At 42.2% G+C, this 14,000-nt stretch carries 18 protein-coding genes and 1 pseudogene; 11 read left to right on the top strand and 8 right to left on the bottom strand.

From position 1 onward, the window contains the following. Nucleotides 1-208 (top strand): hypothetical protein (locus tag HWQ38_RS39160; protein WP_292805610.1); only part of this gene is annotated, 208 nt, incomplete at its 5' end. 213 nt (nt 209-421) lie between these two features. On the opposite strand, the gene HWQ38_RS39155 is transcribed toward HWQ38_RS39160, so the two are convergent. Both HWQ38_RS39155 and HWQ38_RS39150 read right to left on the bottom strand, forming a co-directional pair. Then, nucleotides 422-901 carry a DUF1016 N-terminal domain-containing protein gene (locus HWQ38_RS39155; RefSeq protein ID WP_292805607.1) on the bottom strand — a complete coding sequence of 160 codons (480 nt, stop codon included), beginning with the start codon at nt 899-901 and terminating at the stop codon, nt 422-424. 99 nt (nt 902-1,000) lie between these two features. After that, nucleotides 1,001-1,348, bottom strand: coding sequence for a hypothetical protein (locus HWQ38_RS39150; protein ID WP_292805604.1), 348 nt, complete (start codon nt 1,346-1,348; stop codon nt 1,001-1,003). A 299-nt stretch (nt 1,349-1,647) separates the two neighbouring features. Between HWQ38_RS39150 and clpS the strand changes: the two genes are divergently transcribed. The 4 genes from clpS (at nt 1,648) to HWQ38_RS39130 (ending at nt 3,412) form a co-directional block, all read left to right on the top strand. Continuing rightward, the gene (gene clpS / locus HWQ38_RS39145; RefSeq protein ID WP_292805601.1) at nt 1,648-1,926 is read left to right on the top strand and encodes an ATP-dependent Clp protease adapter ClpS; all 279 of its coding nucleotides are present in this window, start codon (nt 1,648-1,650) and stop codon (nt 1,924-1,926) included. Nucleotides 1,927-2,060: 134 nt separating this feature from the next. Further along, nucleotides 2,061-2,891, top strand: coding sequence for a type II CAAX endopeptidase family protein (locus tag HWQ38_RS39140; protein WP_292805619.1), 831 nt, complete (start codon nt 2,061-2,063; stop codon nt 2,889-2,891). Next, complete coding sequence (locus HWQ38_RS39135; RefSeq protein WP_292805598.1) at nt 2,884-3,084, top strand: hypothetical protein; 201 nt, start codon at nt 2,884-2,886, stop codon at nt 3,082-3,084. The genes HWQ38_RS39140 and HWQ38_RS39135 overlap by 8 nt, the downstream gene beginning before the upstream one ends. Nucleotides 3,085-3,109: 25 nt before the next feature. Continuing rightward, nucleotides 3,110-3,412, top strand: coding sequence for a hypothetical protein (locus HWQ38_RS39130; RefSeq protein ID WP_292805595.1), 303 nt, complete (start codon nt 3,110-3,112; stop codon nt 3,410-3,412). A gap of 276 nt (nt 3,413-3,688) precedes the next feature. Here the strand turns inward: HWQ38_RS39130 and HWQ38_RS39125 are convergent, their stop codons facing one another. Continuing rightward, nucleotides 3,689-3,931: a hypothetical protein gene (locus HWQ38_RS39125; RefSeq protein WP_292805592.1), complete on the bottom strand. Its 243-nt coding sequence runs from the start codon at nt 3,929-3,931 to the stop codon at nt 3,689-3,691. After that, a complete protein-coding gene (locus HWQ38_RS39120) occupies nt 3,928-4,128 on the bottom strand; it encodes a hypothetical protein (RefSeq protein ID WP_292805589.1) in 201 nt (66 codons plus the stop codon). Before HWQ38_RS39120 ends, HWQ38_RS39125 begins: the two co-directional genes overlap by 4 nt. A 310-nt stretch (nt 4,129-4,438) precedes the next feature. Here HWQ38_RS39120 and HWQ38_RS40740 point away from each other — a divergent pair. After that, a pseudogene (locus HWQ38_RS40740) lies at nt 4,439-4,846 on the top strand (type II toxin-antitoxin system VapC family toxin). A gap of 61 nt (nt 4,847-4,907) precedes the next feature. On the opposite strand, the gene HWQ38_RS39110 reads toward HWQ38_RS40740, so the two are convergent. The 3 genes from HWQ38_RS39110 to HWQ38_RS39100 all read right to left on the bottom strand — a co-directional run bounded on the left by HWQ38_RS39110 (nt 4,908) and on the right by HWQ38_RS39100 (nt 8,656). Beyond that, nucleotides 4,908-5,546, bottom strand: a complete 639-nt coding sequence (locus HWQ38_RS39110) for a pentapeptide repeat-containing protein (protein WP_292805587.1) — start codon at nt 5,544-5,546, stop codon at nt 4,908-4,910. Beyond that, nucleotides 5,543-6,940 carry a DICT sensory domain-containing protein gene (locus HWQ38_RS39105; RefSeq protein WP_292805585.1) on the bottom strand — a complete coding sequence of 466 codons (1,398 nt, stop codon included), beginning with the start codon at nt 6,938-6,940 and terminating at the stop codon, nt 5,543-5,545. Before HWQ38_RS39105 ends, HWQ38_RS39110 begins: the two co-directional genes overlap by 4 nt. Before the next feature lie 123 nt (nt 6,941-7,063). Next, the gene (locus HWQ38_RS39100) at nt 7,064-8,656 is read right to left on the bottom strand and encodes a photosystem II high light acclimation radical SAM protein (RefSeq protein WP_292805582.1); all 1,593 of its coding nucleotides are present in this window, start codon (nt 8,654-8,656) and stop codon (nt 7,064-7,066) included. 590 nt (nt 8,657-9,246) lie between these two features. Here HWQ38_RS39100 and HWQ38_RS39095 point away from each other — a divergent pair. The 4 genes from HWQ38_RS39095 (at nt 9,247) to HWQ38_RS39080 (ending at nt 11,752) form a co-directional block, all read left to right on the top strand. Next, on the top strand, nt 9,247-9,642 hold the full coding sequence (locus tag HWQ38_RS39095) for a DUF1830 domain-containing protein (protein WP_292805579.1): 396 nt from the start codon (nt 9,247-9,249) through the stop codon (nt 9,640-9,642). A gap of 160 nt (nt 9,643-9,802) precedes the next feature. Next, complete coding sequence (locus HWQ38_RS39090; RefSeq protein ID WP_292805576.1) at nt 9,803-10,264, top strand: DUF4079 domain-containing protein; 462 nt, start codon at nt 9,803-9,805, stop codon at nt 10,262-10,264. 98 nt (nt 10,265-10,362) lie between these two features. Further along, the gene (locus HWQ38_RS39085; RefSeq protein WP_292805573.1) at nt 10,363-10,929 is read left to right on the top strand and encodes a hypothetical protein; all 567 of its coding nucleotides are present in this window, start codon (nt 10,363-10,365) and stop codon (nt 10,927-10,929) included. A 55-nt stretch (nt 10,930-10,984) separates the two neighbouring features. Further along, complete coding sequence (locus tag HWQ38_RS39080; protein ID WP_292805570.1) at nt 10,985-11,752, top strand: ATP-binding cassette domain-containing protein; 768 nt, start codon at nt 10,985-10,987, stop codon at nt 11,750-11,752. Nucleotides 11,753-11,909: 157 nt separating this feature from the next. Here HWQ38_RS39080 and HWQ38_RS39075 read toward each other — a convergent pair whose 3' ends face one another. Further along, on the bottom strand, nt 11,910-12,683 hold the full coding sequence (locus tag HWQ38_RS39075) for a response regulator transcription factor (RefSeq protein WP_292805613.1): 774 nt from the start codon (nt 12,681-12,683) through the stop codon (nt 11,910-11,912). 583 nt (nt 12,684-13,266) lie between these two features. Between HWQ38_RS39075 and HWQ38_RS39070 the strand changes: the two genes are divergently transcribed. Next, a complete protein-coding gene (locus HWQ38_RS39070; RefSeq protein ID WP_292805567.1) occupies nt 13,267-13,515 on the top strand; it encodes a DUF6761 family protein in 249 nt (82 codons plus the stop codon). Nucleotides 13,516-14,000: the final 485 nt, after the last annotated feature.

Raw genomic sequence — 14,000 nt, 5'->3', positions numbered from 1 at the left:
ATTGATTCAACAATCGCTAATAATTTTTGCTTACCGCAACTTATTGAGCGGATACAAATTTTATATGAAAATAATTTTTGACTCGAATATTTTTATAGCTGATTTTAATTTCAAAAGTTCCTACTTTGCTATTTTAGAAGACTCTCTTATTTTTGATACTTCCATCACTGTAATTATACTTTCTGTAGTTTTAGAAGAAGTTATATAATAAGTATCAAGAAAGGCTTTTAGAGTCATGGAACCAACTACAAAAATCACTTTCCAAATTCAGAGACTTAGCTGGACATGACTCAGTTTCTATCCACACTTTAAATCTAGATATAAAAGATTTTGTAGATTTATATAAAAAAATAATCACAATTCCCTGCAAAAATTACGTTGTGATTATTTTAATTATCCTAGAGTTAGTCATGAAACTCTATTACGGAAGTGCTGCTTCTCCTAAACTTAAAAAATCAAAAATATAAGGGTCTTTTAAAGTTTCTCTAGCAATATCTGATTGAGGAGACGGTAATATGATATTAAAGTTATTGACAGCTTTTCCCTGACGCTCAAAAAGTCTATTGTTAATTTGTAGAGTTAAAATATTTCGACTCCAACTATTTTCTCTGGTTTTTTGTATGTACCATTCACGCTCCAAATTATTTTTAACTTTATCTAAAATTACACAGTTATGAAACCAAGGAATTAGTGCAGCAGCCTGCTGCACGATTTGCTCATCTGGGTAAGCTTCAGCAAAAGCCCGCATATACTTAAGATTACGTGATGAGAATCCCTTTATGTCTGGGAAAGCTGCTTTTAAATCTCTGGCGAGACGTTCGATAACTTTTGCACCCCATCCCTGCTGCTGCTGTCTGATGATAATTTCGCGCCCGATTTGCCAATAAAGTAACACTACCATCCCCTATGCCCGATTCCCCATGGCCAAAAGCTCAATTCCCTTGAGTGGGTGGAGTTTTTTATTTAATCCATGTTCCTAAGCATACCCAATGACAAATGACTAATGATATGCTTGCCAAAGCTGGTGAATAAACTGATTGAGTTGCTGCTTGGCGGCTGAGTCAGGTTCAGTTTTCGGTTCTTTTGCTAAAATTTGGCTCAAAAAGGTAATTACTTCTGTGTCTAAAGCTGGCCGAAATAAATTGGCAGGCCAAAGCAAGTCAGACGCATCACGCAAATCGGTAATTAGCGGCGATTCTGGAATCAAAGTAACCATTAATAAAGGACGCACCCAACACAACTGGCGGGATACTACAAATTGAATGACTTCTGCATACAGATTGCTGTCGCCATGCTCTAAAGACACAATTTGTCCTGGTTGAAGAAAATCTCGGCTGATGTCGATCATTATGCAGCTCGGGCAGGGGCAAGGATTATTTTGCAACTTGCTTAATCTTAAAAGTGAAAATGCGCTACGTTTAAGGAAAGCTTCTGTTAAGATTAGGGTAGCACTCTTACGGCAACGATGTCTAAGATGTATGCCTGACTAAGTGGGTATACAAAACTAATACGACCAATTTCTGGCAGCAAAGGCTTTTTCTAGGATAGTATCTGGACAGAAATACTATACAATAGGTAAATAACTGTTAAGCGATCGCTAGACAGAGATTTTGTTGTAGTGAAGTAACGAGAAAAGAGCAAAGAGCCGTGTCAGTTGAAACCATTGAAAAGCGTTCCACATCCCGCAAGCTCGCGCCTCGGTATCGCGTTTTGCTCCATAACGACGACTACAACTCGATGGAGCATGTCGTGCAGTCACTAATAGCCACTGTGCCCCTTACCCAACCCCAGGCTGTTAGCATCATGATGGAAGCCCACACTAACGGGCTAGCTTTAGTGATTACTTGCGCTCAGGAACATGCTGAGTTCTATTGCGAAACATTGATAAGTCACGGTTTAAGTAGCACGATTGAACCTGACGAATAGTCATTAGTCATTAGTCACTTGTACTGAGCGTAGTCGTTAGCGTGGTCACTGAGCCTTGCCGAAGTGCAGCCTCTGGTAGAGAAGTATTGGTCATTAGTCGAAATATAGAGTATTGGCTGGTGACTTACATTGGTATGAAAGAAAACCTTGTCCGTTTAGCTGAACGCCCTGCCCCTATCAGGCTGGGTGCTTTTATTTTGACTTTATTGTTGCTATGGTTGCCCTTAGCTGCACCAATATACTTACTAGTGCATGATTCCAACTTAGAAAGTATATTGACATTGGTATTGTTATATGCAATATTTATTTTTCTCTTGAGACTATGGGGCAAATATGTCTACCAGCAGCCCCAAATCCTGCGGCATTATGGCTTAGAATTCACGCGGCAAAACGGTGTTGATTTAGTGCGTGGCTTGGCTATTGGCATAATTAATATTTTGATCCTTTTTGGGGTAGAAAGTTTGTTGGGTTGGTTGGTATGGCAACAACCGAAAGTTTTTTTGCTGAAAGTAATTTTAGAGGGTTTACTTGTTGGCTTAGGTATTGGTTTTGCTGAGGAATTGTTATTCCGAGGCTGGTTGCTAGATGAATTACAACGAGATTACAGTCCGCGTGTCGCACTGTGGACAGATGCAACTGCGTTTGCTACATTGCACTTTATTAAACCCTTAGAGGCAATTATTCATACACTGCCGCAATTTCCAGCTTTAGTATTGCTGGCGTTAACGCAGGTATGGGGAAAGCGTTGGCGCAGGGGACGCTTGGGTTTACCAATTGGTCTGCATGGTGGATTAGTAGGGGGCTACTACATTATTAATGTTGGGGAATTAGTGAAATATTCTGGTCAAGTTCCTGATTGGGTAACTGGTGTGAATAATAATCCCCTGCAAGGAGTGATGGGGGTGTTGTTAATGAGTGTACTAGCTTTATGGATACGGGGGCGAACTGAGCGATCGCTTGTCTGATAAGATCAGCACTGGCTTACATACAGATTCACCGTTTGTGGAACCCACAGAAGAGCAATACTTGGTAATAAATGCCCTAGAAGCTCTAAATTTACTTGTTTGGAGATTATATGATGAAGATACAGGGTATTGGCACTTCAAACTCCTAGCACTGTTTTACCCTTGCCAACTATACTACGAAACGGCGAAGTAGTGACCTTCGGATGGGAGTAAAAACGATGACGCAATCTAACACCATTAAACAGCAGCGATCGCAAAGAATATTAGAACTATTTGCGATCGCACGTCAACGATATTTAGATGCGGGAAGAAATCCTCGACGCACCCCAACGGGACTCAAGGGAGATGATTATATGACAGATGAGGAAAGGCAAGAAGCGTTGGTATTAGGAAGGCAAATTTTCCCACAAGAATATATTGATAAAACGATAAAACAGCACGCAGCATCAAACCCGTGGAAAGCTAGCCCATTCTTCACTACGGGCTACATCAATTTCCTCTGTAGAAGGTGCATTTCCTAAATCAGCACATAGCCCCCACAAGGATTGGCGGGGAAGGGTAGACAGTTTATCTGTTAACTCGCATTCTATATAAGCAGCAATTTGCTGGATCAAGCGTACTTTGTCCACGGTTGAAAGTTGCTTTGCTAGTTTGATAACTTCTTGTAGACTCACAAATTTTTACCTGCTTCATCTGCAAAAATTCTAACAATAGCTAAGAATACTGCAAAACCACGAAGTAGTGACCTTCGGATGGGAATAAAAACGATCGCCTTAATTTACTTTGCGCGATCGTACCTACGCCACATTTTTGACTGAGATAATTCCTTCACTACACCACTGGATTAGTAGCCATCTGTCAGAATCTTTATCCAGTGCTGGCTTGAGACGGAAATTAAAAACCTCTTGCCATACCTCTACTCCATACTGGGATACAAAATTTGTCTCCAGTTCTTTGAACTGTTCCCATTGCCGATTCGCGATCGCGGTCAACATGGGAATAATTGTGGTGATTGAGACTTGGGCGGCGACGGGTGTCATTCTGGGTAGTCCTCGAAAATACAAATAATCGGTATAGGTGGTTTTTTGGTGTTGATGATTTTAACCAACCGTTTACCCTTGCTTCTGGCAAGCGCAAAACAGGCTAACTCTGTTTCTGCTGCCGACCAATCTCTTGGATCTGTTACCGGGTCAAACTCTTCTTCATCTGAGTAGTTTGATTGGCTTTCGTTGGTCATGCTTTGATTCGTTAATAGGGACTGCGACTAAGTACAGTTCACAAATTTTCACCTGCTGAAACTGCAAGCACTAACAGATAATAAAATCTTAAGTAATTGACATGATATTGTAAAGCAACACACTGCGGCGAAATAATTATAATTTTAAGGAGATTGCTTGATGCCAGACTCGCCTCAGAATGAATTCTGAGTCTAATAGCGAAAGTCGTCTAAAGACGACTAAGAAAAGGTTATAAAATATAGTCCGTTTTAACGGACTTTAGCTATTAGCCCTGAACTTCAGTTCTGGGCGGTTTCTGTCTAGAATGAAATAGCCCTGTATCAATACCTGCTAGACACCAACATCATTTCAGATTTGGTAAGATATCCTCAAGGTTTACTGTTTCAGCGACTCGCAGCCGTAGAGGAAAACTGCATTTGTACTAGCATTATTGTGGTATGTGAACTGCGATTTGGTGCAGATAAAAGCGGCTCTCTACGTCTTCTTCAGCAACTAGAAAGCATCCTTGAACTGTTACCTATTTTGTCGCTGTCGCCTCCTGTGGATCAGCACTATGCGGTAATTCGTACACACCTGGAGTAAACAGGAAGACCCATCAGCCCCAATGACTTACTGATTGCTGCCCATGCCCTAGCCCTTAACCTGACACTTGTTACAGCAAATGTCCGCGAATTTGAGCGCGTACCTGGTCTAAGTGTAGAAAATTGGCTACTTTGAGGGCATACATTGGGGTGGTCTAGTATATTATTCATCGCAGTCTGTATAAATTAACCCCTATTCAAAACGCACCCTCCACAACTGTCCCCACTAAACAAGCTTTATTCAAATTAACGCCGCTCAAATTTGCACCTTCTAACTCTGCACAAAGTAAATTCGCTCCCGTCAAATTCGCCCCTGCCAAATTCGCCCCCCGCAAGTCAGCTTCTTCCAGATTTGCTTCACTCAACAACGCCCCTTGCAAATCAGCGCGACTCAAGTCTGCACCTTTGAGATTTGCCCCAGTCAGATTTGCACCGCGCAATTCAGCACCACGCAAGTCAACGCCTTGCAAGTTCACATTCATTAAATTGGCACCACTCACGAAAGCACCCGCCAATGACACATCACTGAGTCTGGCTCCCATCAAGTTAGCGCCACGCAAATTGCTACCCCGCAAGTCAGCGCCCGTTAAATCTGCTTGCATCAAATTTGCTCCCATCAAATTCGCCCGCAAGTCAGCTTCTTGGAGGTTGGCTCCCATCAAATTTGCCCCCTCCAAATGCCCACCTTCGAGTTTAGAACCAGCGAAATTAGTGCCGACAAGGGTAGCGCCAGCAAGATTAATCCGGCTTAAATCCAGTCGGGAGAGTTCCTCGTCTTCTAAATTTGCCCCTGGAAGTTGTTTGAGTTTTCCTAATCTAATCGCTTCAATATTCATGTAAAGTAACTACTAATCTCCTCACTTATCTTGCTGTGCCGATCCCATTGGGAATCAAGTATCCAGATGCCGGCGCTGAGTTTGGGTGTCATCAAGGGTAAATCGAGTCCTTGTTGTAAACCCATAACTAATAAAGCTAGGGTATCTACAAGTTTAGGATCAAAGCGGGTAGATTGTTGCTGTTTGCACTCATCTAAAACTTGAGTAAATATCTGTTCCCGGCTGAGATTTGACGACTTTCGCTGATTTAACCGCCACTGAAAATCTGCCAATAATGCCAAAATTCTCGACTCTAGGGGAATTTCATCTCCAGCTAAACCTGCTGGTTCCCCTGAACCATTCCACCACTCGGTTTGGTGAGTGATAATTTGGGCAACTGCTCGCAGTCGTGGCATGGTTCGCAATACTTGCGCCCCAGGTACTAAGGGACACGTTAAGGGAGAACTGGGGGCATCTTCTTGGTAGCGTGTGGATATACCGCCAGTGAGAACGCTTTCGGCTTTTTGTAATGGATCTATGCGATGTAACAAAGACGCTAACCGCAATCTTTTAATCTGCCATGCGGGAAGATCCAAAAGCTGCGCGATCGCTTCAGCAAGTACCACTACTTCCGCAGCTGCCATTTGATTGTTCACATCTGCCACATCCATCAATTGCGCCATCCGCAAAAAGGCTTGGATTTCGTTAGAAACCAAGTTACGATCTAGCGTTTGTTGCCCAAGCCCTGTTGGTATGGATAAATTATCTTGCCCAGTCTGGAGATAATCTACGACACGGGAGACAACTGCACCTAAATTTTCTAATCTGGCAGAAGATAGTACAATTTGCTGTTTATCGGCTGTGAGCTTTTCCGCTAGTTCTGGATTGTATTTTTTGATGTGAGCGATCGCTATTTCTGCTGTTTCTTGTACTAACTCTGGCTCAAATGTCCACAAACCATAGAATTTCCGCTCTAAGTCTGATGTCGGTACTCCAGTGCTGCCATAATCTGCTTCTGATAATTCTTGACAAATTACCATTGCTGTGTATTTAGGCGATAAAATAATTAAGTGCCACTCCTGAGCTACTGAATCACTTGCATCTAATCCTACTAAGGCTACATTGGGTAGCTGGCTTGTAGGATGTTCAGCAAAGCCAGATTCGGCGGCAGCCATAATCACAATTTCGCGGCTGTGCTGGGCGATATCTGCATATCGTTGAGCTTCTTGCAGATACCATTTACCCTGCTGGAAAGCTGAGATGACCAGGGGTGTACTGTCGTCGGTTAAGATATGATCTTCTAGAGCGTGGCACAGGGCAACTAGGGTATTTTTGTAGTAAACACCGAATCGAATTGGCCTGGTAGTATGGCGATGGGCTGTTTCTAGCTGTTGTAGGATTGAACCTTCTAACATGGGATTTGGTAAAAATAACCGCAGAGGAGCAGAGAAGCCAGTGCGTTGGGCGGGTTTCCCGACTTAAAGCAACTGGCGCGACACAGAGGAAGAGAGGGAGAGAAATTCAGAATTTGTGTTTATTTAGGATACACCTGCTAACTGTTTTTCTTTCGTCTCTATTGGTGCTGTAAGTGCTGCTTCTAAGTCAGCACAACCCAGCTTTTCTTCTAAAATTTTCATGACTTCGCGTCCGAAATCGTTCGGGTTTTGTTGCCAAGCTTGCAAGCAGACTTCTCCAAAGAATGAACCAAGCGGTTCAGGATTCCAGAGGAGTTTTTTCGCTGTCCACGGCATCAAACTCATTGGATCATACCCTGGTTTGAGGATGCCTTCTTTAAAAGCATATTCTTCTAAATGGGTATGGGGTTGCAGTCCAATAAAGAAAATCGCCGGTTCGACTTTATCAGCACCAAAAATCTTTTCTAGTTCGCGGTGGTAGGCGATGGTTTGGCGGATGGTTTCGGGACGTTCGTCAATGACGTTAAAGGAGTAGTTGACGGAAACTAAGTCGTTGAAACCAGCTGCTTTTAAATCGCGGCAGTTTTGCAAGACGGTTCGCAGGTTATACCCCATCCGCATTTTTCGCACGAGTTCTTGAGAACCACTGGTAATCCCGATTTCAAAGTAGTTCATCCCAGTTTTCGCCATCAACTCACACAACTCTGGTGTCAAATTGTCGGCTCTAATATATGCTGCCCAATGGATGTCTGTCATACCAGAATCGACGATTTTTTGCAAGAGTTCTATGGCATCGTCGATAAATTTTCGCGCTGGGATGAATTGGGCATCAGTAAACCAGAAGTTGCGAATGCCGCGATTATACAATTGGCGCATCTCAGCAACTACTTCATCTGCTGGGTTGATGCGTACTTGTTTACCTTCGACAACAGTATAGACGCAATAGCAGCAGTTGTGAGGACAACCGCGCTTAGTTTGTACACCTATATAAAAATCTTGCTCTTGGAGGTAATAGTTGAATTCCGGCCAGATGCTTTCGATATAGTCGTAGTTACAAGCTGTTTTTTCTACTGGGGTGGGTTGTTCGTGAATTAGCCCTTTCCGTGGTTGAGTTTCTCCGGCAACGTAACACCGTTCATCTCGAAAATCTCTGCCACTTAAAAGTTTTTCTAGTAGGGTTTCGCCTTCACCCACAGAAATAATTGCTCCTTGAGGTAAGCTTTTACCCAACTGTTCATAAAATACACTAACTGCACCACCACCTACAACTACACGGGCATCAGAATTATATTTTTGGGCACGCTTTAAACCGCGTTTGATTAAGCCCTGATTCTGCCACAATTCTACATAGTAAGCGATGAAGATTCGTAAACCGCCCAATCCCCCACGTAGTTTCAATAAAGGATTCTTGGCATAGTAAAATTCAAAGGCGTTTTGTAGTGGGTTGCCACCACGTCCGCCAACTGGGGCATAGATTTGAATATCGCGCCAAGAAAATACTAGCAGTGTCGGTTTAAATTCATCAATACAGCGATCCAAGGCAGTAGCGTAATCTAAAGGTGGCACTGTTCCCAAATCAAAGATACGCTGTTCGATATTCGGAAACTGTTTGTGAACGTGATCGCTCAGGTAGACAACCCCAATAGGAAAGATAGGGTTACAAGGAAGGCGAACGTAAAGAATTCGATTTTCCATCATAGGTATTTTGACTTCCATCTTGCCAATCTTTGGGGAAAGCGAGATAAATTCCACTTTTAAGGGGTGTTTTTGTTTTGGCTGCTCTTAAATTTCTGACAATCTTGCTTGACATAGAAGCCGGTTATTGATAAGCGTGAAACTTTTGTTCCCAGATTTAGGAATCAATTAAATTGCTTTGCATACCAAACGCAGGGTATCAAGAGAGGCTTGATGAAGACATTTTTCATATAGCTTTACGATAACATTGAGTTTATTCATTAAGCGATGATCCCAGGCTTTTAATCGTGGAATCGATGAAACACAAAAATACACTTCTGAACTAGGCTGAACCTAAGGTGATCTTCACCATATCTACCCTGTAATTATCTGCCCTGAAGAAGTTAAAGCTTTTTTGCCAGAGATTAAAAATTCAAAGATGTTCACAATCGGGTAAAATTGCAGATAACACATAAATATTTACAAAATTTTTATAACCTACGATATATCTTTAGGTAGAAAAAATCTAAAAAGAGTTGAGTTGGTATTCGCAGTTACAGCAAGTGGGGATCGGGCAATGCTAGGCTTGGCTAGTGTAATGTAAAATTGTGGCGTAAAGCTCCTCAGCAGTTATGGCTCAAATATTAGATCCTCTACCACCTGAGCAATCGGGAAAAATTCTCTGCTGCTACATTAATGCCACGAGCAAAATACAGGTAGTTCGCATCTGCAATATTCCCAACTGGTACTTTGAAAGGGTTGTTTTCCCGGGACAACGTTTAATCTTTGAAGCTCCCCGAAAAGGTCAGATGGAGATTCATACAGGGATGATGGCAAGTGCAATTTTATCCGATAAGATTCCGTGCGATCGCCTGATGCTCACCGAACCTAGCACTTATGAGTTTGATGCAGACTCATCAGATGCAAAAGACCCTATTAATACTAAACCAATGGTGCAGCAAATTAATACAAAAATTGGAGATACTACAAAACCTTTACAAATCGTTGGTTTAGCATCGGTTGATTAAAAAAAACAATTTTACTAAATTTAAGGGTTGCTAATTCAGCAGCCCTTTTTGTTTATATATTTATGGGGCATTGGGCATTGGGCATTGGGCATTGGGCATTGTTATTTTCCTTGTCTCCCTTATCTCCCAGCTCCCCTACTCTCCAGTTACAATCATTGTTATGAATCTGCCTTCATTTATTTGGTTGTGGAAAATAGCCGCCTGGTCTATGGGGTTGTCCCTGCTGGCATATCTGATGTTAGCATTCACCGGCGTTTGGATGTTTCGGGCGAGAACTTCGCAGGAATTCCCTTTTATTACTTCATTTGTGGGCGGAAATAGAGAAGTGCGATCGCTCCACTATACAATGGGCATGAGCATGGTAAGTTTAGTCTTATTACTGCTAGCGATCGGCATTGTTGGGACTTTCGGTCACTTTGGTTCCTTGGGACACTCGTCACATCTAATCGCTGGATTGATAGTGGTAGCATTAGTTTTACTATCTGCTTTCAGTGCCACACAAATTAGTGCTAGACGACCTTGGGCTAGACCTTTACACATCGGCGTAAATATTATTCTCTCTATAGGATTTGCCTGGGTATCCTTTACTGGTTGGATTGTAGTCCAAAAGTATTTACCTTGAAGGATAATTTACCCTTTCAAAATGGCACAACTTCTGTGCGACAAGGGAGGTAGGACATAGACCTAACTTACAATGAAGAAAAGCATTGTAATTGATCCGTGACAGCAAACTCAGTCAATATCTCAGCTTCTATTTTTCGTCTGTCTCCTTTAATTCGGATAACATTGCTGAGTCTATACATAGCACTCACAGTCCCATTACCCTTCTTATCGCAGGTAACAGCTGCACCCGTATCCCCAGGATTATTGTGGATAGGGATTGGCATCGGTTTACTTGCCTTGTATGCTCTATTAACTGAACAAGTAATAGTAGATGACACGGGAATTCAGGTTACTTACCCCGCCTGGGTGCCTCGCTTTTTTCGTAAAGGCTGGTTATTACCTTGGTCACAAGTGAAAGAGTTAAAACCTCGCACCACTGGTCAAGGAGGGCTAGTTTATTATTTCCTCAGCCAGGATGGGAAAGCTTATTTACTACCGATGCGTATAGCCGGATTTGCCCGTTTCGTGCAAATTGTCCAAGTAAAGACAGGTATTGACACGACAAATGTTCGCCCTTTAGCACAACCGTGGATGTACTTAATTTTACTAGGATTTACGCTACTATTATTGTTGGTCGATGGCTGGGCGATCGCTACAGCTTTAACTAGCAGACAATTAACTTAAAATTGAGCATTGGTTATTTCTCCCCTATCTTCCTACTCCCTACTCCCCACTCCCCTTGAATAATGCCACACTCAGGCTAGAGCAAGTTAATCTATTTACAAGCCTGAAAACCCAACTTCCCGGCAATCAGCAAGGATACCCCATATTGCAGGATATTTCCTTAGAGGTATTCCAGGGCGATCGCATTGCCATTTTGGGGTCCGTTGGCGCTGGTAAAACTTCGTTATTATACCTCCTCAACCGCCTAATTGAACCCACAAGTGGCAAAATCTATCTAGAAAATCAAGAATATCGCCAAATTCCTGTCATTGAGCTACGCCAGATGGTTGTACTTGTATTGCAAGAATCAAAACTGTTGGGGATGACAGTTGGGGAAGCCTTGGCTTATCCTTTAGTTTTGCGTGGGTTGCCTAAACAAACAATTCAGCAACGAGTCAGTCACTGGATAGAACAACTGCGTATTCCTAATGAATGGTTAGGGCGAACAGAGGTGCAACTTTCTGCTGGACAACGACAATTAGTAGCGATCGCTCGCGCCTTAGTCATCCAGCCTAAAATATTATTATTAGACGAGCCAACTTCTGCCCTAGATGCTGGTACGGCGTCTCATCTAATGCAAGTCTTAATCCAGTTAAGTGAAACTCATCAAACTACGATTCTGATGGTAAATCATCAACTGGAACTAGCCCAAATGTTTTGCACTCGGTTATTACACTTACAACAAGGTCATTTATTCGCAAATCAAAGAGTCTCTGAAATAGACTGGCTTGAATTACGAGAAACCTTAATTCAAGCAGAAGCTCAAGACGATTTTGAATTTTAAAGTTTAGATGAGTCAGGAGACAAAAATCAGGAGTCATTTTCTTCCTCTGCCTTATCCCCATGCCCAATGCCCAATACTTCTCTACGAGAGGCTGCGCCAACGACTTCTCTACGAGACGCTGTTCGCGTTCGCTCAGTACAAGTGCCCAATGCCCCATTCACACTTGACTACTACTAAGTGTTGAACGTTGATTACTAAATCTCTCTCTAGCTAACTTTGTTGTTTGTGACTGTGAAATATTGGTATTCAAAATTTCCATATTAAAACGGTATCCTACATTGCGGATAGTTTGAATCAAATTCGGTTGCCGGGGGTCAAGTTCCACCTTTTTTCGCAGCGACAAAACGTGAGTATCAATGGTACGAGGGTTATCGATGGCGTCAGGCCAAGCCCGACGTAGCAATTCCGACCTACTCAGAGGCACTCCCCCAGCTTGTGCCAAAACATACAGCAAACTGAATTCTTGGGGTGTTAAGTCGATAAACTCCCCCTGGAAGCGGACACGGCGCTGAACTAAATCGATTTGCAAAGTGCCATAATCTAAATAAGCTGGTGCAGTTGGTGTGCGCTTCCGACGAATCAGTGCCTCTACCCGTGCCAAAAACTCTTGCATCCCAAAAGGTTTGCTCAAATAATCATCTGCACCCGCCTTTAAACCTGCGACAATATCACCTTCAGTATTACGGGCAGATAGCATTAAAATTAGAGGCTGCTGCTGACGATGTAACCACCGACAAAACTCAATGCCATCACCATCAGGCAAGTCTGCATCTAAAATGACCAGTGTTGGTTGATGGCTTAAAAATACTTCCCTTGCTTGATAAATACTGGCAGCTTGATGCACACGGTATTCCAGTTGTTGCAAGTGCCAACCCAGCAACGACCTCAGATGGGGATTCCCCTCAATGATTTCTATACAAACGGAACCCACAGTGGCAAGACCCCTTAGCGTCAATGACTCTCAAAATAACAAGCCTATCTCTAAGGTTTTGTAGCCTTTGTTACTTCAATTGCTATTAGCTTTACATTTCCTCATAAAAAGAGTGGCAATATCTTTAATTTATGCCTTGCCGAAAGGGGATGAGAAATATTCTTAAATTTTTATTAAATTTATCAAAAGTCTTGTTACAATTATTAAGAGTTCTTTAAGATTAACATTTTGCTTTGAGATGGGTGTTATGTAGAAAATATTTGTAATCCAACCACTTAACCGTTACTACAACAGCTTTTCAACCTGATGGTGAAGGTGGATTTTTTAGCAAAAATTAGTACCCACATCCAGCAATATAACCCCAATATAATTGGGCTGTTGATTATGAAAATCATAAAAATAATTTCGCAGATAACTAGAATCGATGTTTTCTGGAATAGGATTAAAGTAGATTGTAGCTGTTAGGAGGGTGCTGCCCAAAGTAGATGTATTAACTTTGAGTTGATGCCAAAGTAAAATTACAGTTCACATTTGAGCGTGAATCATTTACAATTCTCATTCCAAAGAGATTAATACAGCAGTTATGCTCCAAGACACACAAACCATTCGCTATTACCAAAGACTCACCGACGCCTTCGCCGAGTTATGGAATCGCGGTTATCGCACGGATGATATGCGGATGTATTTGGATGGATATCTAGCCGCACTGCGACATGGCAACATCATTGAACCTTTTCTGATTCATCGCTTAGAAGAGGAAGCCAGCCGCTACTTGTACGATGGATCAAATTTTGCAGTGCCGCAACCACAGCGACAGCCCGATTACTACTAACTAGCGTTTACCTAGTCATTGATAGTAACCGTTAATTACCACAGATAATTATACCATATTATCTGTATTTCTCAACGGCTTGCCGTGGTGTGAAATTTGGGAAATATTGTATTGATAAAACGTATCCCCTCAGCCGTATATTGGTCTTACTAATGCGGCTGAGGGGATTGTTGTCCAGGTATTTTTGCCAGAAACCGATTAAAATAATTCGGAATTCGTAATTTAATTTTTACACCAGTTTTCATCTATTTGAACCACATCTGTCGTAGGGGCACAGCAATGCTCATTGGTGTCAACTTAAGCTAGAAATCGCTTGTTGACTTCCAGTCCTGCCCAGAAATAAATTTCTTTGGCTTTTAGCTAAAGTCTACTGAAGTAGACTAAAGACTTTTCGGATTATTTAGTCATCTAAAGATTGACTTGAGCTATTAGCCAAGGAACTTCAGTTCCTTGCGGGACATGGCTTTTACGTTAAGTTGACACGT

The organism is Nostoc sp. NMS7 (genome assembly GCF_017115085.1).
Classification (GTDB): domain Bacteria; phylum Cyanobacteriota; class Cyanobacteriia; order Cyanobacteriales; family Nostocaceae; genus Nostoc.
Note: the sequence above shows the minus strand (reverse complement) of the source record. Positions and strands in the feature narration are given on the sequence as shown.

What these genes read in the sequence shown, in the direction of transcription:
- HWQ38_RS39155 (WP_292805607.1), bottom strand. Translation starts at nt 901, where the DNA reads ATGGTAGTGTTACTTTATTGGCAAATCGGGCGCGAAATTATCATCAGA.
- HWQ38_RS39150 (WP_292805604.1), bottom strand. Translation starts at nt 1,348, where the DNA reads ATGATCGACATCAGCCGAGATTTTCTTCAACCAGGACAAATTGTGTCT.
- HWQ38_RS39140 (WP_292805619.1), top strand. Translation starts at nt 2,061, where the DNA reads ATGAAAGAAAACCTTGTCCGTTTAGCTGAACGCCCTGCCCCTATCAGG.
- HWQ38_RS39130 (WP_292805595.1), top strand. Translation starts at nt 3,110, where the DNA reads ATGACGCAATCTAACACCATTAAACAGCAGCGATCGCAAAGAATATTA.
- HWQ38_RS39125 (WP_292805592.1), bottom strand. Translation starts at nt 3,931, where the DNA reads ATGACACCCGTCGCCGCCCAAGTCTCAATCACCACAATTATTCCCATG.
- HWQ38_RS39120 (WP_292805589.1), bottom strand. Translation starts at nt 4,128, where the DNA reads ATGACCAACGAAAGCCAATCAAACTACTCAGATGAAGAAGAGTTTGAC.
- HWQ38_RS39110 (WP_292805587.1), bottom strand. Translation starts at nt 5,546, where the DNA reads ATGAATATTGAAGCGATTAGATTAGGAAAACTCAAACAACTTCCAGGG.
- HWQ38_RS39105 (WP_292805585.1), bottom strand. Translation starts at nt 6,940, where the DNA reads ATGTTAGAAGGTTCAATCCTACAACAGCTAGAAACAGCCCATCGCCAT.
- HWQ38_RS39100 (WP_292805582.1), bottom strand. Translation starts at nt 8,656, where the DNA reads ATGGAAGTCAAAATACCTATGATGGAAAATCGAATTCTTTACGTTCGC.
- HWQ38_RS39095 (WP_292805579.1), top strand. Translation starts at nt 9,247, where the DNA reads ATGGCTCAAATATTAGATCCTCTACCACCTGAGCAATCGGGAAAAATT.
- HWQ38_RS39090 (WP_292805576.1), top strand. Translation starts at nt 9,803, where the DNA reads ATGAATCTGCCTTCATTTATTTGGTTGTGGAAAATAGCCGCCTGGTCT.
- HWQ38_RS39070 (WP_292805567.1), top strand. Translation starts at nt 13,267, where the DNA reads ATGCTCCAAGACACACAAACCATTCGCTATTACCAAAGACTCACCGAC.